The organism is Paenibacillus sp. FSL H3-0310 (assembly GCF_038002785.1).
In the GTDB taxonomy this organism is placed as follows: domain Bacteria; phylum Bacillota; class Bacilli; order Paenibacillales; family Paenibacillaceae; genus Paenibacillus_AQ; species Paenibacillus_AQ odorifer.
The window spans coordinates 263,341-287,945 of the sequence record NZ_JBBODC010000003.1; the positions used below are offsets into that span (position 1 = coordinate 263,341).

18 protein-coding genes are annotated in these 24,605 nt (G+C 42.9%); 15 read left to right on the forward strand and 3 right to left on the reverse strand.

Features of this window, described 5'->3' with window-relative positions:
• Positions 1–6 precede the first annotated feature (6 nt).
• From MHH63_RS27195 to MHH63_RS27205, 3 genes are all read left to right on the forward strand, one after another.
• Entirely contained in the window at positions 7–873 is an 867-nt protein-coding gene (locus MHH63_RS27195) for a pentapeptide repeat-containing protein (protein WP_341172281.1), read from the forward strand.
• 76 nt (positions 874–949) lie between these two features.
• A complete protein-coding gene (locus MHH63_RS27200) occupies positions 950–1,708 on the forward strand; it encodes an ABC transporter ATP-binding protein (RefSeq protein WP_036675796.1) in 759 nt (252 codons plus the stop codon).
• Positions 1,709–2,479: an ABC transporter permease gene (locus MHH63_RS27205; protein WP_036675795.1), complete on the forward strand. Its 771-nt coding sequence runs from the start codon at positions 1,709–1,711 to the stop codon at positions 2,477–2,479.
• A 66-nt stretch (positions 2,480–2,545) separates the two neighbouring features.
• Here MHH63_RS27205 and MHH63_RS27210 read toward each other — a convergent pair whose 3' ends face one another.
• Positions 2,546–4,477, reverse strand: a complete 1,932-nt coding sequence (locus tag MHH63_RS27210; RefSeq protein WP_256715761.1) for an ATP-dependent DNA helicase — start codon at positions 4,475–4,477, stop codon at positions 2,546–2,548.
• A gap of 291 nt (positions 4,478–4,768) precedes the next feature.
• On the opposite strand from MHH63_RS27210, the gene MHH63_RS27215 reads away from it, so the two are divergent.
• From MHH63_RS27215 to MHH63_RS27250, 8 genes are all read left to right on the forward strand, one after another.
• The gene (locus MHH63_RS27215; RefSeq protein ID WP_076308012.1) at positions 4,769–5,950 is read left to right on the forward strand and encodes a sensor histidine kinase; all 1,182 of its coding nucleotides are present in this window, start codon (positions 4,769–4,771) and stop codon (positions 5,948–5,950) included.
• 182 nt (positions 5,951–6,132) lie between these two features.
• Positions 6,133–6,579 carry a V4R domain-containing protein gene (locus MHH63_RS27220; RefSeq protein ID WP_076185335.1) on the forward strand — a complete coding sequence of 149 codons (447 nt, stop codon included), beginning with the start codon at positions 6,133–6,135 and terminating at the stop codon, positions 6,577–6,579.
• 148 nt (positions 6,580–6,727) lie between these two features.
• Positions 6,728–7,987: an MFS transporter gene (locus MHH63_RS27225; protein ID WP_341172282.1), complete on the forward strand. Its 1,260-nt coding sequence runs from the start codon at positions 6,728–6,730 to the stop codon at positions 7,985–7,987.
• The gene (locus tag MHH63_RS27230; protein ID WP_341172283.1) at positions 7,984–9,288 is read left to right on the forward strand and encodes an alkaline phosphatase family protein; all 1,305 of its coding nucleotides are present in this window, start codon (positions 7,984–7,986) and stop codon (positions 9,286–9,288) included. The genes MHH63_RS27225 and MHH63_RS27230 overlap by 4 nt, the downstream gene beginning before the upstream one ends.
• 28 nt (positions 9,289–9,316) lie before the next feature.
• On the forward strand, positions 9,317–10,189 hold the full coding sequence (locus MHH63_RS27235) for a YitT family protein (protein WP_248547737.1): 873 nt from the start codon (positions 9,317–9,319) through the stop codon (positions 10,187–10,189).
• Positions 10,190–10,357: 168 nt separating this feature from the next.
• Positions 10,358–11,446, forward strand: coding sequence for a nucleotidyltransferase domain-containing protein (locus MHH63_RS27240; protein WP_248547736.1), 1,089 nt, complete (start codon positions 10,358–10,360; stop codon positions 11,444–11,446).
• Positions 11,447–11,576: 130 nt separating this feature from the next.
• The gene (locus MHH63_RS27245) at positions 11,577–11,903 is read left to right on the forward strand and encodes a DUF6442 family protein (RefSeq protein WP_280752640.1); all 327 of its coding nucleotides are present in this window, start codon (positions 11,577–11,579) and stop codon (positions 11,901–11,903) included.
• 1 nt (position 11,904) lies between these two features.
• On the forward strand, positions 11,905–12,114 hold the full coding sequence (locus MHH63_RS27250; RefSeq protein ID WP_036675786.1) for a helix-turn-helix transcriptional regulator: 210 nt from the start codon (positions 11,905–11,907) through the stop codon (positions 12,112–12,114).
• A 104-nt stretch (positions 12,115–12,218) separates the two neighbouring features.
• On the opposite strand, the gene MHH63_RS27255 is transcribed toward MHH63_RS27250, so the two are convergent.
• Both MHH63_RS27255 and MHH63_RS27260 read right to left on the reverse strand, forming a co-directional pair.
• Entirely contained in the window at positions 12,219–14,891 is a 2,673-nt protein-coding gene (locus tag MHH63_RS27255) for a cation-translocating P-type ATPase (protein WP_280752641.1), read from the reverse strand.
• A gap of 344 nt (positions 14,892–15,235) precedes the next feature.
• Positions 15,236–16,642 (reverse strand): MFS transporter, encoded by a 1,407-nt coding sequence (locus MHH63_RS27260; protein WP_076309647.1) that lies wholly within the window; start codon positions 16,640–16,642, stop codon positions 15,236–15,238.
• A gap of 111 nt (positions 16,643–16,753) precedes the next feature.
• Between MHH63_RS27260 and MHH63_RS27265 the strand changes: the two genes are divergently transcribed.
• From MHH63_RS27265 to MHH63_RS27280, 4 genes are all read left to right on the forward strand, one after another.
• Entirely contained in the window at positions 16,754–17,641 is an 888-nt protein-coding gene (locus MHH63_RS27265) for a LysR family transcriptional regulator (protein ID WP_076125263.1), read from the forward strand.
• Between the two features lie 406 nt (positions 17,642–18,047).
• Positions 18,048–22,637 carry an endo-1,4-beta-xylanase gene (locus MHH63_RS27270; RefSeq protein ID WP_280752642.1) on the forward strand — a complete coding sequence of 1,530 codons (4,590 nt, stop codon included), beginning with the start codon at positions 18,048–18,050 and terminating at the stop codon, positions 22,635–22,637.
• Positions 22,638–22,885: 248 nt separating this feature from the next.
• Positions 22,886–23,443, forward strand: a complete 558-nt coding sequence (locus tag MHH63_RS27275) for an RNA polymerase sigma factor (protein ID WP_076301952.1) — start codon at positions 22,886–22,888, stop codon at positions 23,441–23,443.
• The gene (locus MHH63_RS27280) at positions 23,425–24,558 is read left to right on the forward strand and encodes a DUF4367 domain-containing protein (RefSeq protein WP_076185329.1); all 1,134 of its coding nucleotides are present in this window, start codon (positions 23,425–23,427) and stop codon (positions 24,556–24,558) included. The genes MHH63_RS27275 and MHH63_RS27280 overlap by 19 nt, the downstream gene beginning before the upstream one ends.
• Positions 24,559–24,605 lie beyond the last annotated feature (47 nt).

Below are 24,605 nucleotides of genomic sequence, written 5' to 3' on the forward strand. Positions count from 1 at the left end.
GATAATATGAATGAGAAATTAAACATGTATTTAAATGGCGTATTCGCACCCTATGACGGGATAAAAAGCGTTGCTGAATTAAAGAGTGACCTCCTTTCCGATTTGCAGGAGCGGTTCAGTGAACTCAAGGCTGAAGGCAAGGATGATGAAACGGCGTTTAAGATGACGATAGACAGCATCGGCGACATTGAACAGACGGTGCAGGAGGTTGCCAATCTCTCCCGTTCACTTGAGCGGCAGGTGGTGACGAGCTTTAGGGCGAGCAACTTATCGAAGAGTGATTTTGCAGGCGTTACCGCCCATAAAGGGGATTTTAAAGTGAGCGCGTTGCGGGGTTCCGATTTTACAGGCGCTGACTTGACCGGCAGTTCTTTCGCGGGCAGTGACGTAGGCGAGGCCAAGTTCGACAGCGCTAATCTGACCGACTGCAATCTGTCCGGCATTGAACTCGCAAATGCGAGCTTTCACAAATCTATTCTTGTTCGCACCAACTTTAGCTCATCAGGACTTACAGGGGCGAAATTTATCAGTGCAAGACTGACCGACGTCAAGCTGTGTACGACTGATCTCACGAAAACAATCTTTGAGAACTGTATCTTTGACGGTGTGGAATTTAAAACCTCTGATCTGCGGGGATTATGTTTTGACGGCCAGACCTTTATCGGGGTTAAGTTTGAAAAGTCGGCGCTGAACGATATTTCGTTTAGAGGTGCGACGTTAAAAAATGTGTCATTCCTCTCCGGGTTTTCGTTATCCAAGAAGTTTTATCGTGCAATCAAAACGATCAACTTTGATGGTGCAATGATGGATAAGTTGACCTTTGCTTCGCTCAAAGGCATGGAAGCTGATTTGACAAAGGTTACAGTTCTATAAGCCTGAGCTTCCGAAGTGAGTTTTGCGGGGAGAATTCCATAAAGATATGCTAACAAAACCTTGAGGAGGGAATGCAATGAACAAGTCCATTAAAGTGGTTGGGTTGGAAAAGTCCTACAGACAGCTTCAAGTTTTAAAGGGGGTGGATTTTGAAGTGGAGCAGGGCAGCGTTTTTGCTCTGCTGGGCTCCAATGGTGCAGGCAAGACCACCATTGTCAAAATCCTCACCACTTTGCTGAATCAAGATGGCGGGACTGCTGCAGTGAACGGATTTGATGTCGCCACAAAGCCTGATTATGTACGCCAGTCCATCAGCCTGACGGGTCAATTTGCTGCCGTGGATGAGATTCTGACCGGCCGGGAAAATCTGATCATGATTGCGAGGCTCCGCCATGAGAAGCATCCGCGTCAAGTTGCGGACGATCTGCTGGAACGCTTCACTTTGACCGATGCCGCGGATCGCAAGGTATCCACTTATTCAGGCGGGATGCGCCGGAGATTAGATCTCGCGATGAGTCTTGTTGGAAAACCGCAGATTATTTTCCTCGACGAACCAACCACTGGACTTGATCCTGAGGCAAGGATTGATGTATGGAAGATGGTTAAGGAGCTTGCCGACGGCGGTACGACTGTCTTTTTGACGACGCAGTATTTGGAAGAGGCAGAGCAGCTTGCTGATCAAATCGCCATTCTACATGAAGGTAAAATTATTGCGAGCGGTACACTCGAAGAACTAAAAAAGCGTTTTCCGCCCGCAAAAGTTGAGTACATTGAAAAGCAGCCGACGCTGGAGGAAATATTCCTCGCAATCATCGGCAAAAAGGAGGGAAAGTAAATGGAAATGATTAAGAAGCACTTTTTCAGTGACATGAGTGTAATGCTCGGACGCTCTATGCGCCATATTCTCCGCAGTATGGATACCATCATCACGGTAACTATCATGCCAATTGCATTTATGCTGTTGTTTGTTTACGTGTTCGGTGGGGCCATCCAGGCGGGTACGGATAACTATGTGAATTATTTATTACCCGGGATCATACTGATCGCTATTGCAAGTGGTGTAACTTATACGGCTTACCGCCTGTTTAATGATGTGCAAAAAGGGATTTTTCAGAGATTCCATTCTATGCCGATTGCACGTTCTACCATGCTGTGGGGACATGTGCTGACCTCCCTGATATCCAATGCGATTTCAGTTAGCGTCATCATTCTTGTTGCATTGATTATGGGGTTTCGTTCATCGGCAGGAGTGCTCTCATGGCTGGCGGTTGCCGGCATCCTGATATTGTTTACGCTGGCTCTAACTTGGGTCGCAGCAATTGCTGGACTATCCGCAAAATCGGTGGACGGCGCGACTGCTTTTTCCTACCCGATTATTTTCCTTCCTTTCATCAGCTCGGCCTTTGTGCCTACCGAATCGATGCCGCCAGTCGTTCGCGCCTTTGCTGAAAACCAACCCGTTACATCTATAGTAGAGGCGGTTCGCTCCCTCCTGATGGGGCAGCCTGTCGGCAATGATATTTGGGGAGCCATCATATGGTGCATAGCCATTCTAGTAGTTGCTTATTTAATAGCGATGCGGGTATACAAACATAAAGTAGTTTAATTGCCAGATAACGTTATAGGGTTTAGAAGCGACTTGTCTGCGGATGGGTTGCTTTTTTTCATCTCTCTACGTATCACTAAGCTGTATCCCTTTTTCTTTCACAAACTTCTCCAGAACCTTGAAATCCTCAGTAACCTTTTTAAAAGGTAAGGCTTCCAGTACCTGATCCCGGTAATCCTTTTTGGCGGCAATGGACAGGCGGGAATCAAGTATGCTGAGCACACCCAGATCAGTTTCACTGCGGATCAGGCGCCCGGTTCCTTGTCTTAACCGAAGCAGCATGTCCGGTACAAAAACCTCTTTCAAGGGATTCTTTGCCATCGAAGTCTTATATTCATAGACAGGATCGGCAGGAACAGGGAAAGGCAGACGAAAAATGATTAACTGCGACAAATCGGAACCTTCGATATTCACACCTTCCCAGAATACACCGGTACTAAGTAGAACGCCTTTACTGCCCCGAAAGTCAGCGATCACCCCGTCCTGGGACGAGCCTTCCCTTTGAACATGTAATGCCCATGCCAGCTTCTCAGAGTTTAATTTCTTATGAATATACTTCATATCCTCTTTAGCTGAAAAAAGAACCAATGTCCGCCCGTCTGTTAAATTACAGAGTCTCATCATTTCTTTGTATGCCGCTTCAAGATAATCTTCCCGCCGCTGATGGTTATAGTAGGGGATGTCCTTGGCAATATACAGCATGGTGTGGTTATCATAATCAAACGGTGAAGCTTGGCGCTCCATATAATCTCCCCTGTAACCGAGGGACTCAGTCAGATAAGCGTATTGTTCTTCCAGCGTTTCTCCGTTTTGACACATCGTTGCTGACGTTAAAATAACAGAGGTTTTCCCGTTAAATAAGGTATATTTCAGAAACTGGCTTATCCCTTTAGGGCAGATACTAAGGGTACTCTCCCGCTGGGTATTGCTTGCCCAGATCAGATAGTTATCCTCTACTCCGGCGAGTACATCAAAGAGGTCGATAAGTCCGTTCATGGCTTCGAAAATATTGTCAATCTCCCGCTCATGCCGTGAAGTTAAGACGGAAAGGCTGAGATTAAAATCTTTTAAAACCTGTGCCGCTCGTCTTAAGGGGATTCCTGTGATCTGCGATATTTTTATACGGTCATTGTCCTGCTTGGCTGTTTGCAGTAAGTCTGCCTCAACTTGTTTAAAAATATGGCCAACGCATCTTTTTATAAATTTAAATTGCGGCATAAGCTCCGTATCGGCAGATTGTTTGAAGAGAATCTGTAAGGCGTCATCCAGAATACGGCAGGTTCCCCGGTTTGTAAATTCGAGCGTTCTTGCATCTCTAACCTTCGCTTCCAGATTATGAGCTTCATCAATTACGATCAGAGCCGGCCGTTCAGTGATTAACCCCTTCGTTCCTTCCTTTTTCTTAATTAAATCACGGATGAGCAGATCCTGGTTTACGATAATAAAATCCATATCGCTCGCGTTGGCATTAATTTTAGCTCTCATCTCATAAAACGTACATGTACTTTTATAATGGCAACGTTCAAATTTGCAATCATTCACACAAACGTTAGACCATACTGCATCACTAACCCCGCCCTTAATATCTGCCCGCTCATCAATTTCATAATTGACAATCTGTTGAGCAAGCGCAGACAGAGGGGCGTTTGAATCATCCGCTTGGAACAGATCTGCTGCCCTATACCGGCAAGCATACTGCCCCATGCCTTTTCCAACTACCGAACGTACCCTTGTAAATCCGAGCCGACTTCCGATGAATCTCAGATCTTTATGTATTTGTTCTGAAAGTTGTATGGAGGATGTCGCAATAATAACCGGTTGCCTTGAGATTTGGTTAATAAGCAGGCTGGGAATGAGGTAGGCAAAGGACTTGCCGATGCCGACTCCAGCTTCAATCATCGCGTTACGACCATTAATATAGGCATCAGCGATATCTAGAGACATATCCTGCTGGCCGATCCGCTCTTTAAGTCCAATCCTGGGAAATTTATCATACATGCGAAAGATAGCATTGACTAAAGAGGGCTCGATGTCCTTCTTTAGCTCCTGCTTCTGTAATTTGTAGAGATCACTTAACCAGCTAATGACGACCGCCCCTTTTCAAAATCAATGATCTTCCTAATTATAGTTTTTTTGGTTTTTTGGTGAGGTTGTAATTATCTTCGATGCCACTCTAACAGTCAAGTCCAGAATATAATATGATGATTAAAACAAAGTGAATTACTGTGTTTTTGAAGCAGGAAAATATACACATATCTTGAATACAAACTACAAAGAAGGAGGATGACAATGTCATACAAAGAAAATGAATTGCGTTCGTCATTAATCTTAGCAGTTCCAATCATTTTAAACAGGCATTATCATTCCATGACTATGAAAAACATCGAATTCTCCTGGTTTGTAGAGACGCATAAGGAATTGTTAGATTCATCATTCAGTACGATATTAATGAGTATGGTAGAAGCCTTGTTTTTTGATTCTTTTGGTTACGATCAATACTTAAACCTGCTAGAAAAAGAGGGGGCTGAGCAAGGGGTTTATACTGCAGAAATATTCGGTGATCATTTTGATATTTTACTTGATATGAGCAAGGATTTAAATTTAACCGCTCAGAATATTATGTTTAAGATCATTGAAGAGTTTGTAGATGATTCCGCGATCCGATTGTTTTTTTATAATCGTTTAATGGAATGCAACTGGACCCGTTTTACTGGCTTTGCACAAGGTTATTTGTCTAATAAAAATCAACAGATTGACAATTTACATGAACAAAAAATTGCTGTTATGGGACAAATGGCAGCAGGAATGGCGCATGAAATAAGAAATCCGCTAGCTTCGATTAAAGGTTTTGCTCAGCTTGTAAATATCAGGCTAAATGAGCCGGAGATCAAAGCGGATGAATTGCGTGCATATCTGGATATCACCATCAAAGAGATTGATGCTCTGAATGGATTAGTAACGGACTTTCTAATACTGGCTCGAAAAGGTGACAGTACGAAAAATAACGGCGTAGTATTTAACGTTATGGAGGTTATACATAGAGTTAATAACATTGTGAATCAACTCATACTTAGTGATGATATTATACTTTCAGTAGAGTGCTCTTTAGAAAAAGTACTAACGTTTGGAAGCGCCTCTCAGCTAGAGCAGGTAATTCTTAATATTTTGAAAAATAGTATCGATTCCTTCACAGCTTTTAGAGGCAGAATAGATATTTCTGTTACCACAGCTGCTGAGACAAACGAAATTATTCTACTCTTTAAAGACAACGGAGAAGGAATTCCACAGGATAAATTAAAACGGATATTTGACCCTTTCTTTACTACCAAGCAAAAAGGGACAGGGATTGGATTATCGATTTGTAAACAATTAATTGAAATGTATGGGGGGCATATTAAGGTAGATTCAGAGGTTCAGGTTGGAACTAGCGTGATGGTTATTTTGCCTTGGGTTTATGATTATCATATTTGAGATGCTGCTGCATCTAATGAATGAAGGAGCGACTTGCCAACAGGGAAGTTGCTTTTTTTGTTATGGTTCTACAAAAAATCAGGATGTGCGTAAGATCACAAAGCAATTATTGGATACGTTTATACTCAATATATCAATTAAATTTGAAATATAAATTACATAAGCAATTGGAGGCTACTGGCATGGATCAATTTACTTTTACAGATATGAAAAAAATAAAGAGAAAAAATTTAGGTAATGTCGTACCTTTAGAGCTTTTCAGAACGATAAGACTTATTGGTTTATATCAAGCGTTACCCATGAATGGTAAGGGTACAACGTTGACTATAGGAAGAAAAATTGGGGAAGAATTTGGTGTTACCTCGGTTAATGAACTATTCGAGTTATTCGAACAATTGAAGATAGGGATTCCTATAATAACCCATGAAGATGACAAGGGGATGACGATTGCAGTACACGATTGTTTCTGCGAAGGGTTACCTATTATGGAAGGGAAAATGGTTTGTGACCTGGAGGGAGCCATTATCGAAGGAGCACTTACTAAAATTCGTGGAAAGCGGGTTTCCGTCCGGGAAATAAAATGTAATGTTAATGGGGATGAATATTGCGAATATATCGTCAAATATTAAATTCATATATAAAAGCGAGTAAGCGACCTTTCGATTTTAAAAGGTCGTTTTTTTATGAAGAAGTTGTGATGGAATTAACATTCATTTAACATGGCTCTTATGCTGAAATGATATAACAGTTACAAATAGGTGAAAAGGTGGCTGTTAGATGAAACTTAGCAAAGAGGAAAAATCATGGATTTTATATGACTGCGGGAATTCAGCCTATTCGATGGCGGTTACAACTGCATTATTGCCTATTGTATTTGGCATGTTTTCAAATGTTAACAGCAGCATGGATTTAGGGTACTTTAACTCCATTGCTAGTATTCTTGTGGCTATCCTTAGTCCGATTTTAGGCACGATCGCAGATTACAAGGATAAGAAAAAGCGCTTTTTCTTATTTTTCTCTTTGATCGGTGTGCTGGCTACGGCTTCCTTGGCATTCGTTGCACCTGCGAGCGGGCAGTGGCAGTTATTGATTGTGTTTTACATCCTGTCCGTCATAGGTTTTGCCGGAGCCAATATTTTTTATGACTCTTTTCTTGTGGATATAACCACTGATGAAAGGATGGATAAGGTATCCACAAAAGGTTTTGCTTATGGATATATCGCCAGCGTCATTCCATTTGGCATCAGCCTGCTATTGATTCTGTTTATGGGGATGGATAAGTCGATCGGTTATCAGATTGGGTTTATCATTACTGCTCTTTGGTGGGGGCTGTTGACCATACCCATGATCAGAGATGTGAAGCAGAGATATTATATTGAGCCTGAACCAAGACCTGTAATCAACAGTTTTAAAAGACTTGGAGACACCTTTAGGAATGTTAGACAGCATAAAGGTGTATTTGTTTTCTTAATTGCGTACTTTCTTTATATTGATGGGGTAGATACGATTATTAAAATGGTGGTGCCCTATGCCACATCGGTTCTGGGTGCGGATGCTTTTGACACCTTTACCTTACTGGGGATATTATTAGTTATCCAGATCATCGCTTTTCCTTGTGCAATCCTGTATGGTAATCTCGCCAAAAAATACTCCGCCAGGACTTTAATCATCGTGGGGATTGTTACATATATCATTTCCTGCATCGCAGCTTTTTTTATCACTTCAGTGTGGCATATATTTATTCTAGGTGCGCTAATTGGTTCCGCTCAGGGAGGCATTCAGGCGCTCAGCAGGTCTTATTATGCGAAGATCATTCCAAAGGAGAATTCCAATGAATTCTTTGGTTTTTACAATATTTTTGGCAAGTTCGCGGCCATTGTTGGTCCTGCTGTAATGTCTTTAACAACAACCTTAACAGGTAATGCTAAATTTAGTATTTTAGCGATTATCCCACTTTTTATTATTGGATTATTCGTATTTATAACTTTACCTAAAGAGCAGCCTGAACATGACGAACCTAAGGGGCTTATTCTATGAAGTCAATTAAAGCACAAACGGCTATGGCCAAGCATTTGATCGTCATCTCTTACGATGCCTTTTCAGAAGACCACTGGGCATTGGCCAGCCGGCTTCCAAACTTAGCGGAATTAATTAAAAACGGAGCCCACAGCCATAAATTGAAAAGTGTGTATCCCACGCTCACATATGTAGTGCACACCACCATAGCAACCGGTGTATATCCGGATAAGCATGGCATCCATCACAACAATCCGTTTCAGCCCTTTATTAAGGAAGAGGAGCAGAATTGGTTCTGGTTTAGAAATGCGATCAAGGTGCCAACGATTTACGATGTTGCGCGCGAGCATAAGATGAGCACCGCCGGAATCCTATGGCCAGTATCGGGTAAATCCTCCATCCAATACAATATACCTGAAATCAGAGCCATCAAAAACGAAAATCAGGCACTGAAGATATTAAAAAGCGGAAGCCCCTTATACTGCGTGGATATGGAGCTGAAATATGGCCGGATCCGCAAAGGGATTGAGCAGCCCTATCTGGATGACTTCACGACCAAATGTGCTATAGACACGATTAAGCGCAAAAAACCTAATCTTCTAATGATGCATCTGATCGATCTGGATGATGCCAAACATGCTTATGGAACTGACAGTGACGAAGTGATGCAGGTAATCACACGTATGGATAAAAGGTTAGGCGATATTATGCAGGCAGTGGATGAAGCGGGGATAAAGGATGATACGATTTTTTTAATTTTGGGGGACCATGGCCAGTTTAATGTTAGGTACAAGGTGCATTTAAACAACCTTTTGCAGGAAAAGGGCCTGATCTATGAAGAGAACGGCGAAATGAAGTGGAGAGCTTACTTTCAGTGTGGGGGTGGAGCGGCTTACTTGCATATCCGGCAGGGCGATGAAGAAGCTGAGCAAATAGCATTAGCTGTTATTGGAGATAATATGAGAGATGAATCTTCAGGTATAGAGAAATTGTATGCTAGAGATGAACTGGATTATTTTCATGTGGGCCAAACCACAAAGTATATGCTTGAGGCTAAGAGAGGTTATTGTTTCGACGAAAGTATGGATGAACCAACGATTGCTGATTTGGACAAACAAGGCGTTAAATTTGCCACGCATGGCTATTCTCCTGATAAAGACGGCTATAGATGCAACTTGGTTGTCTCCGGGGAAAAGATTAGAAATGGGCATCATATAGGGGACATCGAAATGGTAGATATAGCCCCCACGATGGCAAAGATTTTAGGGATTGATTTTAATCCAGGTGACGGAAGACCTTTAGAGGAAATTTTTATGGACTAAATTAAGCAATGTGAAACGGAGAAATTCAATGATTGAAACGCGAAAACAGAAATCAAATAAACTCAAGATATTCTCAAAAGTATTCATGATTATTATTGGGGCGCTAATAGCTGCCTATGGTCTAGAATCCGTATTGATACCCAACAACGTCTCAGATGGAGGTGTCACAGGTCTAAGCATCGTTGGCTCTGAACTGTTTGGCTTACCGCTAGGGCTGCTAATTGGCATAATTAATATCCCTTTTGTGTGGCTAGGATATAAGCAAATTGGTAAAAGCTTTGCTCTTTATTCCGTTATCGGTATTGCTTCACTGGCTGTTGGCACTAGTCTTATGCATCATGTACCGACGATTATAGAAGGTGATACCTTATTAATTACCGTTGTTGGCGGGATTATTATCGGTTTTGGTATGGGTTTAGCCTTACGTAATGGTGGAGCATTAGATGGGATAGATATGTTAGCTGTCTTACTTTCACGAAAATTACCTTTTGGGACCAGTGATTTAATCTTATTTCTAAACATGTTTGTCTTTATTGTTGTTTCAACAGTATTTGGCCTACAAGGGGCTATTCTATCAGCGCTTGCTTATTTTATTGCTTCTAAGGTCATTCATATTATTGAAGAAGGTTTGAGTGGCTCTAAAACGTTTAAAATCATCACCATTCAACCGGAAATCATGGTCGAGACTATTCGTGACCGATTGGGTCGTGGAGCAACTTATACAGATGCTTATGGCGGCTACTCCAATGAACAATTCAAAGAAATCACTTGTGTCATTAACCGTCTTGAAGAAAGTAAAATAAAAGATATTATTCGTGAAATTGACCCGAATGCTTTTGTAGTAGTCTACGATGTTGCAGAAGTTAAAGGTGGCAGTTTCAAAAAGAAAAATATTCACTAACGACTATAAAACGTGTTGGAGAGAAGCTAATTATGCTCTTGCCAGCGCGTTTTTTTGTTTTCTTTGAAGGAGAGGAAAGGCTTGGTATAGATTTAATATAATTAAAGTTGGAATACCTACTCTAACAACATGCTTATACAATAGAATTAATAAGGTTGGAGAGGGGACATGGATATGGATGCTGTTCATAAAGAAAAGATCTTAATCAAAAATGAAAAGCTTATTAGCATGGTCATTGAACGGGCTAAGAGAGATTTTTCTGATGATATTGCAATTATTGGGCTTACAGGTTCTTTTAGTACTGGGGATTTTCATGAAAAAAGCGATCTTGATCTAATCATAATTAATAACACAGAGCAAGGCTGGGGAATATCTTCGTGTTTTATTTTGGATGATATTGGATACGATCTATATTGTACGCCATGGGAAACAAGGATAGAAGATCAAGCCAATCTCGAGAGTCCAATGATTTCATGTCTGGTGGATTTACAGGTGTTATACTGTGCAAAACCCGAATATTTGGAAAAGCTAAATTTATATAAACAGAGAGCACTCGATGCTCTGGCAATGCCTATAGGGAGAGAATGTATCAGTAGAGCGAAAAAGTGTATAGACATAGCAAAACAGGAATATGCGAATACATTACTTTCTGAAGATATAGGAGCAGTAAGGTATGCTTCAAGCGAAGTTTTATACAATTTGTTAAATGCGCTAACTCATTTGAACAATACTTATTTCAAACGGGGAATGAAAAGATATTTGGAGGAAATAGCTACGTACCGTTATGTTCCTGATGATTTTGAAAAGACATATATGGCTGTGATAGAGGCGAAGACTATCGATGAAATCAGAAGTGCAGCATATAAGGCACTTAAAAACATCAATGATTTATATAATAAAATGTATAAGGATTTTGTAGTGCAGCCTGTCCCAAGCTATGATAATCTTGGCGGAACTTATGAGGAGTTATGGTGCAACTACCGCAATAAGATTATAGCAAGTGTAGAATCGGGTGATAGATCGTATGCGTATCTAGCAGCAATGGGCATACAAGGTTTTCTTGATGAAATGACAGAATGGAAGGGAACCAAAAAGTTTGATATCATGCAGTATTTTGATTCTGACCATCTTCAAGTCTTTAAGAATGAGTTTCTGAAGGTCATGGATGAATATCTGGAGGAATACAACAAGGTAGGCAGGAAAGTCGAACGATACAATACTTTCGAGCAATTATATAACGAATATATGAAGGTATAGAAAATAGCTCACTACCAATCTTTGGATTGGAGCGGGCTATTTTTTTATTTGACAAGAAAACTTGGCGTATTATAATAATGATGACAAGTTTTCTTGTCATCATCTTTTCAATCTGAAAGGAGAAATTTTTATGAAAAAGGAAGAAATATTAGAAAAAAGCCGAAATGAAAAAGGAGACGAAGGAAAAGAATTTGTTTTTGCTAAAGGCAGAAAAAGCGGATTCATTGGAATGTTGATTGTATTTTGCATTCTGAGTGTCTTCAATTTATATAATCATAGTCAGGAAACAAATTTTGCATTAAAAGCTATGATAGCTATGTTTTTTGGATATTTGAGCTGTGAAGGTCTTGGAATGTATTCTGTAACTAAGAAAAAGATGGATTTACTCAAATTCATTTTAGGATTAATTATAAGTGTTTATTTTTTGTTTATTTACTTTTATGGGATGAGTGATTAGTATGAGTGAACCTTTGGTTTTAAAAAATAAACTGCGCGAAGCTAGAACAGAACAAAAATTATCGCAAGCACAATTGGCAGAAATGGTGGGTGTCTCAAGAAATACTATAAGCTCGATTGAAACCGGACAGTTTAACCCTACTGCAAAATTGGCTTTGATTTTATGTATTGCGTTGGATAAAAAATTCGAAGAATTATTTTATTTTGATTGAAATCAACAGAAGCTTTTCTAGGTTTAACTCTAGATGTCAGAAAAACAGCGATACTCCATCATTGGAGAATCGCTGTTTTGTCTTTTCGGTCGATTATAGCTTACTCAGGAATTTACAGGGTTCTGTTCAACAGATTTGGGTGTAAAAGCTCTTCGAACAACCTTCGTTAATTCCATTAGGATGAGGGAGCCGAGTGCTAAGCCTGCTGCAATCAGCCACTCTGACATTCCAAATGTAGCCGGAATCGAGAAGATTTCTCTAACCCCTGGCAGAACTGCAATGCCGTAAAAGGCAAAGCAGACCAGAACGGCTCCGATGACGTATTTGTTGCTGAAAAGCCCAGCTTCAATAGCAGTTTGACTGTTCGAACGGGCGGCAAAGGTCTGCAACGTACGAGACAAGATCAGGGTTGTGAATGCCATAGCTACGCCCATATCAGGCGAATCCTGAAGTCCGATATACAGGGATATGATTACAGCTATACCTATGAGTAGACCACGAGTGACAATGGCCTGCATCATTCCTCCTGCGAATATTCCTTCCTTGAGCTCTCTTGGTTTTCTGTTCATCACATTAGGTTCAGGTTTTTCCATCCCAAGAGCAATGGCGGGCAGAGAATCATTCGCCAGATTGATGAATAGAAGCTGAATCGCTGTGAAGGGATTAATCCAGTTGAAAATAAGGGCAAAGAGGATGGCGATAATTGCACCCAGGTTACCTGAAAACAAATAGGCGATCGCTTTTTTGATATTGTCAAATACCGTTCTGCCCACAGATACAGCATTGACAATAGATACAAAATTATCATCGGTCAAAATCATGGCAGCCGCATCTTTGGCAACATCGGTTCCACTGCCCATGGCAACTCCGATATCTGCTTGCTTCAAAGCAGGCGCGTCATTTACACCATCACCGGTCATGGCTGTTATTTTGCCTTTCCGCTGCCACGCGCGGACAATTCTGATCTTGTTCTCCGGGGAGACACGGGCGTACACACCAATCTGTTCGAGTTTTTGATCAAGTTCCTCGTCAGACATGGCATCGAGTTCTTGGCCGGTTACGGCAATTTCATTCTCAGTCATCAGACCGATATCGCGGCCGATCGCTTGTGCGGTTGTCTTATGATCACCGGTAATCATGATGGTTCGGATGCCAGCCTTCTGAGACTCTGCGATCGCGCCGTAGACAGCTTCCCGAGGTGGATCAATCATAGCTGTCAAACCTACGAGCACCAGATTTTGTTCATCCTCTAATCCTACTTCAGTAACCGTATTTGGTACGGTTTTGTAGGCATAGGCAAGTACACGTAGTGCTCTGCTGGAGAACTCCTCATTGGCTTCGAAGAAGCGTTTAAGAACTTCTGGTGTTATCGGTACTTCTTTTCCACTTAACAGTACATGCGAGCATAGACCAAAGAGCACATCGGGTCCACCTTTAGTAATCATTGCTTTTTGCCCGTTAAAAGTATGCAAGGTCGTCATTAGCTTGCGATCCGAGTCAAAAGGTAGCTCGGCTTCGCGCGGGAAATTATCGCGTATTTCCTTATAATCTTTATTCTTGCTGTTGCTGAAGGCAATAAGTGCTACCTCTGTAGGATCACCCAGCTCTTTACCATCCTCATTAATGTTAGAGTCGTTGCAGAGCACGGCTATATGCAGGAGCCGCCGGGCTTCTTCAGACCATTCTTCAGGCGCTTGATTGAATTGATCACGGTCCCCTTCTGGCAAAAAGTAATCTACAACAGTCATTTTATTCTGGGTGAGGGTACCGGTTTTATCTGTACAGATGACACTGGTTGACCCAAGGGCTTCGACAGCGGGTAGCTTACGAATAATCGCATGTTGCTTAGCCATCTTGTTAGTACCTACGGATAGGACAATAGTTACTATTGAGGAAAGAGCTTCGGGAATCGCAGCAACCGCTACAGCGACTGCAAACATTAACGCATTCAGGATAGCTTCTGTTGTATCCACAGTATCATTCGACAACCAAACACGTCCGGCCTGGATGGCAAAGATTACAATGGACAGGAGTATAATTGCTACCCCCAGCTGCTTGCTGAATGTTTCGAGCTTGCGCTGCAGCGGCGTTTGCTTAGCTTCGGCGCTTTCAATGAGTTCAGCAATTTTTCCGATTTCGGTAGTGAGTGCAGTTCCCGTTACTACCAGGCTTCCGCGGCCATATACAACTAGTGAGCCGCTGAACGCCATATTACGCCGGTCTCCAAGCGGAGATTCTTTCGCGATGATATTCGTATGCTTTTCCACAGCTTCGGATTCTCCGGTTAGCATACCCTCATTTATTTTTAAGCTTTCCGATTCTATAATCCGGCCATCGGCGGGTACAAAATCGCCGGCTTCCAGCCATACGATATCACCGCGTACAAGTTCCCTTGCCGGGACGGTTTTTAATTCTCCATCACGCAGCACTTTGGCCTCGGGTGCTGACATCTGCTGCAAGGCATCAAGTGAACTCTCCGCTTTACGGGTCTGGATGACACTTATAACTGCATTGAGAATCAACACGAGGAAAATAATAAGCGACTCCATAACTTGGCCCATAACAATCTGGACAATGGCGGCTATAAGCAGTACGACTACCATAGGGTCTTTGAAGTTTTCAAGAAAAAGCTTCCAAACAGGATCTTTTTTCTTTCCTTTTAATTCGTTAAAACCATAATCTTTCAGACGTTTGTCGACTTCTGCCGAAGTAAGCCCGTTAGCTGAACTCTGAACATCCTGTAAACTGTCGGCTACATTGTTGCGGTAATATTCCACTAATGATAGCTCCTCTCTGCTGTGCTGTGTCTTTGTTCTTAAAAATTACGGTTCAAGCCGGGACAAGTTTCAAAATATCGAGCTGCCGAAACTGTTTTTACATTATAAATGTGTCTTTTGAGCTTGAAATTGGACGGGAAAATATATGTAAATCTGGTTTCTTCATTATGTTTTTGGCTCACCGAGCACAAGTTTACTATGGGCGCTTTATTTATTATCCTATTTATGAATCGAGTTTATCCCCACCTTGAAGAGTTAAATAAAACTCATAAAGAGCTGAGGCTACGCATTAAAATAACAAAACAAGACCCGTCTGATGACAGGTCTTATTTGTCTGCACTTTCCTATTTGTTAGCGCCCGAATTAGCCGATTCCTGCAATTGCCCTGACTCACGGTGCTTCCGACTCATGAATACCAAAGACAATGCAATTACCGTGAGGATAACCCCAAGGACTTGAAATCCCTCGAAGCTAAACTTACCTCCCATTATGATACCTATTAACAATGAAGAGAGAATGGTTCCCAGGTATCTCGATGTATTAAATAATCCGGAGGCTACACCGATTATTTCTTTTGGAGAACTTTGGAACAAGGCTGCTTGCAGGCCGACATTGTTCAATCCGTTGCTAATACCGAATGCAGCTAAAGCCACACATACACTGATAACTGGTGAAGTCTGATTTAAGGTCACAAGCCACACTGATCCCAATGTCATCAGGACCCCGGACACTAGCAATGCTGGCCGGGGTCCTGATCTATCGATCCAGCGTCCTGCTATTGGAGCAGTAATCAGTGAGCATAATCCCAGCGTTAGCATGAGAATTCCTGTTTGGAATTCACTGACATGACGTACCATTTGCAAGTAGGATGGGATCCCGAAAAAGAGTGAGTAAAAAAGTACATTAACGAGCATGAATTCAACATTAACCCAAGTCATTGCCGGGTATTTGGCAAATGTACGTAAAGGAATAAAGGGTGATGCCGCTGTTAGCTCATGCCGGACGAATACTCCTAGCAGAACGAGTCCTGTTAGCAAGGTAATGACATGTATTAATGAGATATGTCCGGATGATTTTGCTGAAAGCAATCCAAGGAGCACGGCAATCAGCCCCACAGTGAAGAGCAGGATTCCTGACGCATCAATCAAATCAAACCATTTGCGCAGGGACATTCCCCGGGTAACGGTTGTTGACGGTTCGTCCTTGGGGATATGCCTCCAAGATAATAGAAAGCTAGCGACCACGAATGGAATATTGACGAAAAAGATAGCTGGCCAGTCCCACCAGTGAATAATAACCCCGCCAATAAAGGGACCAATTGCTGCCGCGCCGGATAGGAAGATGGATAAAACAGATAGTGCGGTCGCTTGTTTCTCCGTAATATGAATCCGCACAATGGCCATTCCAACGGCAACCATCATGCTAGTTCCAATGGCTTGCACAATACGGAACACGATGAGACAGCCAAAGTTTGGGGAGAAAGGAGCTAATAAACCTGCAATGAAGGATACGACAAGCCCGGTAAGAAATATTTTCCTCCGGCCGAATAAATCGCTGGCCTTTCCCATGACAGGTTGAGCGATGCTACTTGCAATGTAAAAAGAAAAAATAATCCAGGAAACACCTGTATAGTCAAGCTGGAATACATTTTGCAGCCTTGGAATAGCCACAGACACCATCGAAGAATTTAAAGGGTTCAATAAAATCCCCAGACCTACTGAAATCATTAACCACCTGTTGCGAACACTCATTTTAAATCCCCCTAAAGCTTATTAATGTCATCGTACTTGAAATCGATTATTCATTCCAACGCATTTTATGTTATGATCTCATTGACTTGAGGGAATGAACGGAGGTGTGAATTGGAACTTTTGCAACTGCAATATTTTCTCGCGGTAGCTCGGTTGGAACATATGACTGAAGCTGCACGAAATCTACACGTTACTCAATCTTCACTGAGCAAAACGATTCAGCGTTTGGAGGAGGATCTGGGGGTACCTTTATTCGATCGGGTAGGAAGAAAGCTGCGACTGAATGAGTCCGGAAGCCGGTTCCTTCGCCGAGCTGAAAGGGCATTGTTTGAATTGGAGCAGGGAAAACAGGAGCTTAGCGATTTATCCAGTCCTGAACATGGCACACTCGAATTAGCGGTGACGACCGCAAGCACATTACCCAATATCCTGCGAGAGTTTCGGAAAAAGCGGCCTGATATTCAATACCATGTGCAAATGCTGACCACGCAGGAAATGGTTACACTTCTTAATAGAGGAGAGGTTGATTATTGCTTATCCTCACCTCCAATAAAAGGGGATGACATCGAATGCCAAATCGTCTTTATCGATCCAATTCTTGTGGCTGTTCCAAAGGGACATCGGCTGGCCAATCGAAGCAGCGTAACTTTGATAGAGCTAAGGGATGAGTGGTTTGTCGGGGTAAAGAGTGGCTATGGTACTCGCGATTTAATAGACTCTGTATGCAAATCAGTTGGATTTGTGCCTAAATATGTGTATGAGGGAGATGAACCCGCAAGGCTTAGCACTCTTGTGGAAGCTGAAATTGGTTTAGCTTTCATACCAAGCACGGCACGGAATTCACGGGAAGATATCCAATACCTCCAAGTAGAGAATCACGAATTGGAAAGGGAGATAGCTTTATTGTGGCACAGGAGCCGGTACATTTCGCAGGCCGCTTTGGAATTTCGGGAGGTAGTTGTAGAATATTTTGGAGCGTTATCCAAACAGACCATTTAATTATGCGGCAGAACAACTAACAAACCAATTCCCCGTTACCTTCCGTTACGTTCAACGGTCCGTAAGTGGGGTTTTCTTTTTGGGTTAAATTTGTAGAATCTTTAATCATACCTATGTTTTCCTATAATTATGGGGGGTAACACCTTTAATATTAGCGTAGTAGTGCGTAGCAGCGAGGCTGTAAAATAGTGTGAGTACACATGAAAGCGTTTACATATAAGGAGGGGATCTGTAAGTAAAAAGATTCATTTGTGATGATGTTCTACTGCTCTTCGGGATGATTGTACCACTGTTGAAATTAAGGATTTAGCAGGTAAGGAAATTAGCGTGGGAATATAGGGCTGGTGCTAATAAGGTAGGTCATTAACTGATTTTTATGAAAATCACTAGAGGAGGAATGCATTAAATGAGTAGAATGCTTAAACAAGTAATCTCGATCTTACTCGCAGCTGCCTTGCTTATTCCGACAAGCTGGATCGCTCCGGTTACTGAAGCTGCGGCGCAGGATACGACAGTATCATCAGATAGGGTAACGGTATATCATGAAACTTTTGCGAGTGGCAAGGGGATTGCAGCTCAAGCAGGCAGTGCTAGCCTTACACCTGTGAATGATAAAGTTTTTACCGGCAATGCTGACGGCGCAGCTTTATATGTAAGCAACAGAGCGAATAACTGGGACGCGGCTGATTTTAAATTCAGCGATATGGGCCTAGAGAACGGCAAAACCTACACGGTGACTGCAACCGTTTATGTGGATGCTAATGCGACTATACCTAGCGGAGCCCAAGCTTATCTTCAAGCGATAGGCAGCTATGCTCTTTTGGCAAATGTGAATTATGAAGCAGGTCAAGCGGTCACCTTGACGAAAGAATTTACCGTGGATACGGACAAAGATACAACACTGCGTGTTCAATCCAACGATGACGGGAAAACGGTTCCGTTCTACATTGGGGAGCTCCTCATTACAGCAAAAAAAGCAGTGACGGAAACGGATAAAGAAATCTATCACGAAACTTTTGCGAGTGGCAAAGGTTTAGCCTCACAATCAGGCAGCGCTAACCTAACCCCTGTCACCGGAAAGGTTTTTGCGGGCAATGCTGACGGGGCAGCTTTATATGTAAGCAATAGAGCGAATAACTGGGACGCGGCTGATTTTAAATTCAGCGACATGGGCCTAGAGAACGGCAAAACCTACACGGTAACTGCATCCGTGTATGTAGACGCTGATGTGATTGTACCCAGCGGTGCCCAAGCTTATCTTCAAGCGATAGGCAGCTACGCTCTTTTGGCAAATGTGAATTATGAAGCAGGTCAAGCGGTCACCTTGACGAAAGAATTTACCGTGGATACGGACAAAGATACAACACTGCGTGTTCAATCCAACGATGACGGGAAAACGGTTCCGTTCTACATTGGAGATGTATTGGTCACAGAAAAGGTGGCTACCGTAGAGCCAACTCCAACACCAGAAACACCTAGAGACCCAGCTTTACCTTTTACCACTGTTACTTTTGAGGATCAAACGGCAGGTGGTTTTGAAGGCAGGGCAGGTACAGAAACGCTTACGGTTACTAATGAAGCGAACCATACGGATGATGGTTCATACGCTTTGAAGGTTGAGGGAAGAACCAGTACATGGCATGGGCCGACATTACGTGTGGAGAAGTATGTGGACAAAGGCTACGAATATAAAATTTCGTTATGGGTCAAGCTGATCCAGCCTGCAAGCTCGCAGCTCCAGCTGTCCACGCAGGTTGGCAATGGCAGCAGCGCCAATTATGTGCAGCTCGCACCTAAAACCATCAGTGCAAGCGATGGCTGGATTCAGTTCGAGGGAACCTACCGTTATAACAATGTAAGCAGTGAGTATCTGACCATTTATGTGGAAAGCTCCAGTAATAGCACGGCCTCTTTTTATATCGATGATATTAATTTTGAAAAGGTAGGCTCTGGCCCGGTAGATATCGAAAAAGATCTTATACCGATTAAGGATGCTTATCAGAATGATTTTCTGATCGGAAATGCGATAACCGCTGAGGATCTGGAAGGTGTCAGACTTGAGCTTTTGAAAATGCATCACAATGTTGCTACGGCAGGTAATGCCATGAAGCCGGACGCGTTGCAGCCTACGAAGGGTAATTTCACGTTTACCGCGGCAGATACAATTGTAGATAAAGTACTGGCTGAGGGCATGCAGATGCATGGACATGTATTGGTATGGCATCAACAATCGCCTGCATGGCTGAATACAACAACAGACGCAGCTAACAACACGATACCCTTGGGACGGGATGAAGCTCTTGTGAATTTGCAGACCCATATCCAAACCGTTATGGAGCATTTTGGTGACAAGGTGATCTCCTGGGATGTTGTAAACGAGGCGATGAGCGATAATCCATCCAACCCAACAGATTGGAAAACAGCGCTGCGATCCGCCCCATGGAAAAGTGCCATTGGAGCAGATTACGTAGAGCAAGCCTTCCTGGCGGCAAGAGAAGTACTGGACGCGCATCCAGATTGGGATATTAAGCTCTATTACAACGATTATAACGAAGATAATCAGAATAAAGCGCAAGCCATCTATAGTATGGTCAAAGAAATCAATGATAGGTACGCGCTGACTCACCCTGGCAAATTGCTTATCGATGGTGTTGGTATGCAGGGGCACTACAGCATTAATACGAACCCAGAGAATGTGAAGCTTTCCTTGGAAAAGTTCATTTCCTTGGGTGTCGAAGTAAGCATAACTGAGCTGGACATTCAGGCCGGAACCAACTATCAGCTCTCTGAAAAGCTTGCTAATGCGCAGGGTTATCTGTATGCGCAGTTGCTAAATATCTTCAGGGATCATGCTGATTCTATCAAACGTGTTACCTTCTGGGGAATGGATGATAACACAAGCTGGAGAGCTTCATCCAATCCGTTGTTATTCGATAAAAATCTGCAAGCCAAGCCGGCTTACTATGGCGTTATCGATCCTGATACCTTCATTGAAGAGCATGAGCCTGAATCAGTAGAAGCTAATCAATCTACTGCTAAATTTGCTGCACCTGTTATAGACGGAACAGTTGACGAGATCTGGAGCCAGACCGCTGAGATTCCGGTCAATCGGTATCAAACCGCTTGGCAAGGAGCGAGTGGAGTGGCAAAAGCACTCTGGGATGATCAAAATTTATATGTCATGATCCAGGTGAGTGATACACAGCTTGATAAGAGCAGTGTGAATGCACATGAACAGGATTCGGTCGAAATCTTCGTGGACCAAAATAATGGGAAAACGACGTTCTATCAAGATGATGACGGCCAGTACAGAATCAATTTTGACAACGAGACTTCATTTAATCCTTTAAGTATCGCAGCCGGTTTTGAATCGGCAACCCAGATTTCCGGAACCAACTATACGGTTGAAGTGAAGATTCCACTTCAAGGGATCACTCCGGACAACGATAAAAAGCTTGGTTTTGATGTACAGATCAACGATGCTAAAGAGGGCTCACGTCAAAGTGTCGCGGCTTGGAATGATACGAGTGGAACTGGGTATATGGACACATCCGTTTATGGTGTGCTTACTCTAAAGGGTAAATCTACGGGTCCGGAACCCACTCCAACGCCGACAACAGCACCGACACCGACACCAACGAGCCCAACCGATCCAACTGACCCAACCGATCCAACCGATCCAACCGATCCAACCGATCCAACAAACCCAACGGAACCATCGGCAACCCCGACACCTGTTCCAACAGCGACGCCAGCACCAACAAATGCACCAACGGGTAGCAGTAACTCGGGTAATGTTGTATCAACTCCACAGCCTGGAGCCATTACAAACAAAGATGGTGTTGTTACGATTAAACTGGAGGTAAAGTCCGACAACGGGCGTGCTATAGGTACCATCTCCAGCGACAACATGAAAAAAGCGCTTGAACAGGCTACTGTAGCGGCAAACGGCAAGAAACAAATTATCATTGAAGTGCCAAAGCAAACGGACGCGAAAGGGTATGATATACAATTACCGACCCAAAGCCTAACGGGGAAAGAAAACTTTGAACTATGGCTTAAGACGGAAAATGCCACAATTCAAATTCCAAGCAATATGCTGTCTAACGTAACAGACAATGCTGAGCAAGTATCTATACGAATAAGTAAAGTCACCACGGACAGCTTGGAAGCAGCTACCCGCAATATGATTGGCAACCGTCCAATTATCGGTCTAAGCGTAGTAGCAGGTGACAAAGTTATTCCTTGGAATAACCCTAAAGCACCTGTAACGGTAGCCATTCCTTACGTGCCGACAGCGGAGGAGCTAAGCCATCCAGAGCTTATAGTCGTTTGGTACATCGATGGCAAAGGCAACGTACTGCCGGTTCCGAGCAGCCGATATGATGCTGCAACCCAAACGGTTGTCTTTCAAACAACCCACTTCAGCACTTATGCAGTAACCTTCGTAAAGAAAAACTTCGGAGATCTGCAGAATCTTTCTTGGGCCAAACAAGCTATAGACATTATGGCGGCTCGCGATATCATCAAAGGAACGTCCACGAACAGCTTTTCACCTGCAGATTCAATCAAACGAGCGGATTTCATTACTCTCCTCGTAAGAGCGCTTGAACTGAAGGGAACGGGCAAAAGTGCAATAATGTTCAACGATGTCCAAAAGACAGACTACTATTATGATGAACTGGTCATCGCGAAGGAATTGGGAATTGCTACAGGTTTTAAAGATGATACGTTTAGACCCAATAGCAATATCTCCAGACAAGATATGATGGTGCTGACAGCACGAGCGCTGGCGGCAACCGGTAAGCAAGTTAAGGCGAGCGGCGTTGTAGCTGCTGCTTATCTTGATGAAGCAAGCATTTCCAGCTACGCAAAAGACAGTGCATCATTGTTGATCCAATCCGGAGTCGTAAACGGAAAGAACAATAGAATTGCACCGAACGATAACCTTACCCGTGCAGAAGCGGCAGTCATTCTGTATCGTATCTGGAAGTAGTAGTCCCGGCAGCAGAGAAAAAAAGTCTGAATTGACTCAAGGCCATATTTAGTCTGAAGAGTGGAAATACGTGTGCAACCATCCCTTGCGTTCTTCTGTTTTAAGCATCGCTGCTCACCTCCCTGCGGAGAGGAGCAGCGATTTTTTTGTGTGTATGTTCCGTTAAGTTGAAACTGAAACGGAAAAAAATGTCACGAAACAGACCGCTCAAGTGTTATAACTGTACTGATAGTAGAAAGGAGACAGTCGTGGACTCTATTGAAGAGAAGATAAAGCGGGTACAAGCGGGAGAAGTCTACCTTTTTTCAGATATTATCAGACTCTACCAACAACGGATCTACCTCTACTGCTTTCGCTTGTTGAACAATAAGGAAGAAGCTGAGGATGCGGTTCAGGACATATTTATTAAGGCTTACCAGAACATCGGCCATTTTGAGTCTCAGGTGAGTTTTAACTCGTGGCTCTACAGGGTTTCCTATAATCATTGCCTGAATCAATTGCGCCGGAAGAAATTTCAAAATCAGCTGCGAAAATTACTCAGACAGGATGTAACCACTAAAAGCGCTGAACAAATGGTAGAAAATCAGTTGTTCAGTGAATCTGTGGCCTCTGCCCTGGAAAAGCTTAGCGTGGAGGAACGCAATCTGTTGATTTTGCGCATTTTTGAAGATAAATCATTTGCAGAAATTGGTGAAATTCTGGGTAAAAGTACGGTCACAGTTAGGAAACGGTACGAGCGGACAAGGTGCAAGCTCAGAGAAGTCATTGAAAGAAAGGAGAAACAACTATGCGCAAGGACGAATTGACTTCCGAAGAGTTGTTTCTGAAGGAGGGGGATAATTCTGCCAAACTTCCGCTGGTTGATGTTCATGATTCTGTAATGCAAGCCATCGGGCTAGGTAATGGTCGCCTTGCTGTTAAGCCTGTACCTCACCAGCAGGAGGGGGACATCCCAGATATTATGCATAGAGTGGAGCCAGCAATCTATGCCAAACGATGCCGTAAGCGCATGTGGAGCAGGCCTGTAAGGAGATGGGCAGCGGTGCTGATCCTGGTTGTCTTGGTAGGAGGCAGCTATTCCTTGTTTAAGGAGAGTCCCTGGCAAGCTGCCAAATTTCAATATGAAGTGCTGCCATACGAGCCGCTTCTTGCAACGAAGGAAGGGGGGACGATTGAAGTATCTAAGAATCCGTTAGTTCCCTCAAAGGTAAAAATTCCTCAGAGAGTGGCGACCAAAGAAGAAGAGCTGCTGAGTGAAAAAAATTTAGAGGCATATAGAGTTGTAGAGAAATTATTACTACCGGGAGAGGGCGCTTCTTACGTGTTAAAAAAGGAAGGTGCTGGAGATGAACGTCCTCAGCTTGGCAGAGTTATTCCTGCGATGCTATTTAATGATTATTCTAGTTATTTAGCCAAAGCAGAGGAGTATAAGGCGCCATATTTGCCACGCCCGGAGTATTTGCCAGAAGGGTATGTTTTTGATCAAGCATGGATACAACCTGATTTTGAGGTCAACGAGAATGAACTGCTTGCCCTGACTGATGGTATAAAGCTGGAAGGCGGTTACCGGGTTATGTGGAAAAAAGAACCTACAGCCAGAATTAATTATGAATATTCGTCGATGAGATACAAAAAAGGAGAGAGTATGGTAAGAATTAATGCCAAACACATCAAGGCAAAGACCGGAACGGTGGAAAGCTTATTAAGGACTAACACTACAAACGTAGAGAATATTCTTGTTAACGGAACCCAACTGATCTATACGGAAACTACAAACATTGAAATAAAGTTGGGGTATAGATACAGACTTGTCTGGACGGATCCAGAACAAAATGTAGTATACGATATGACTGCTGCACCGGAGTCTTCTTCTTTAACCAAAGAGGAGGTTATCCGAATTGCTGCCGACATGATGAAATAAGTATAGAAATTTGATGTCACAAATCCGGTAACGTAAGTGTTATGTAA

Coding starts and splice junctions, on each gene's coding strand:
- MHH63_RS27225 (WP_341172282.1), top strand. CDS start 6,728: ATGAAACTTAGCAAAGAGGAAAAATCATGGATTTTATATGACTGCGGG.
- MHH63_RS27200 (WP_036675796.1), top strand. CDS start 950: ATGAACAAGTCCATTAAAGTGGTTGGGTTGGAAAAGTCCTACAGACAG.
- MHH63_RS27250 (WP_036675786.1), top strand. CDS start 11,905: ATGAGTGAACCTTTGGTTTTAAAAAATAAACTGCGCGAAGCTAGAACA.
- MHH63_RS27270 (WP_280752642.1), top strand. CDS start 18,048: ATGAGTAGAATGCTTAAACAAGTAATCTCGATCTTACTCGCAGCTGCC.
- MHH63_RS27210 (WP_256715761.1), bottom strand. CDS start 4,477: ATGTATGATAAATTTCCCAGGATTGGACTTAAAGAGCGGATCGGCCAG.
- MHH63_RS27260 (WP_076309647.1), bottom strand. CDS start 16,642: ATGAGTGTTCGCAACAGGTGGTTAATGATTTCAGTAGGTCTGGGGATT.
- MHH63_RS27235 (WP_248547737.1), top strand. CDS start 9,317: ATGATTGAAACGCGAAAACAGAAATCAAATAAACTCAAGATATTCTCA.
- MHH63_RS27205 (WP_036675795.1), top strand. CDS start 1,709: ATGGAAATGATTAAGAAGCACTTTTTCAGTGACATGAGTGTAATGCTC.
- MHH63_RS27195 (WP_341172281.1), top strand. CDS start 7: ATGAATGAGAAATTAAACATGTATTTAAATGGCGTATTCGCACCCTAT.
- MHH63_RS27245 (WP_280752640.1), top strand. CDS start 11,577: ATGAAAAAGGAAGAAATATTAGAAAAAAGCCGAAATGAAAAAGGAGAC.
- MHH63_RS27220 (WP_076185335.1), top strand. CDS start 6,133: ATGGATCAATTTACTTTTACAGATATGAAAAAAATAAAGAGAAAAAAT.
- MHH63_RS27215 (WP_076308012.1), top strand. CDS start 4,769: ATGTCATACAAAGAAAATGAATTGCGTTCGTCATTAATCTTAGCAGTT.
- MHH63_RS27280 (WP_076185329.1), top strand. CDS start 23,425: ATGCGCAAGGACGAATTGACTTCCGAAGAGTTGTTTCTGAAGGAGGGG.
- MHH63_RS27230 (WP_341172283.1), top strand. CDS start 7,984: ATGAAGTCAATTAAAGCACAAACGGCTATGGCCAAGCATTTGATCGTC.
- MHH63_RS27240 (WP_248547736.1), top strand. CDS start 10,358: ATGGATATGGATGCTGTTCATAAAGAAAAGATCTTAATCAAAAATGAA.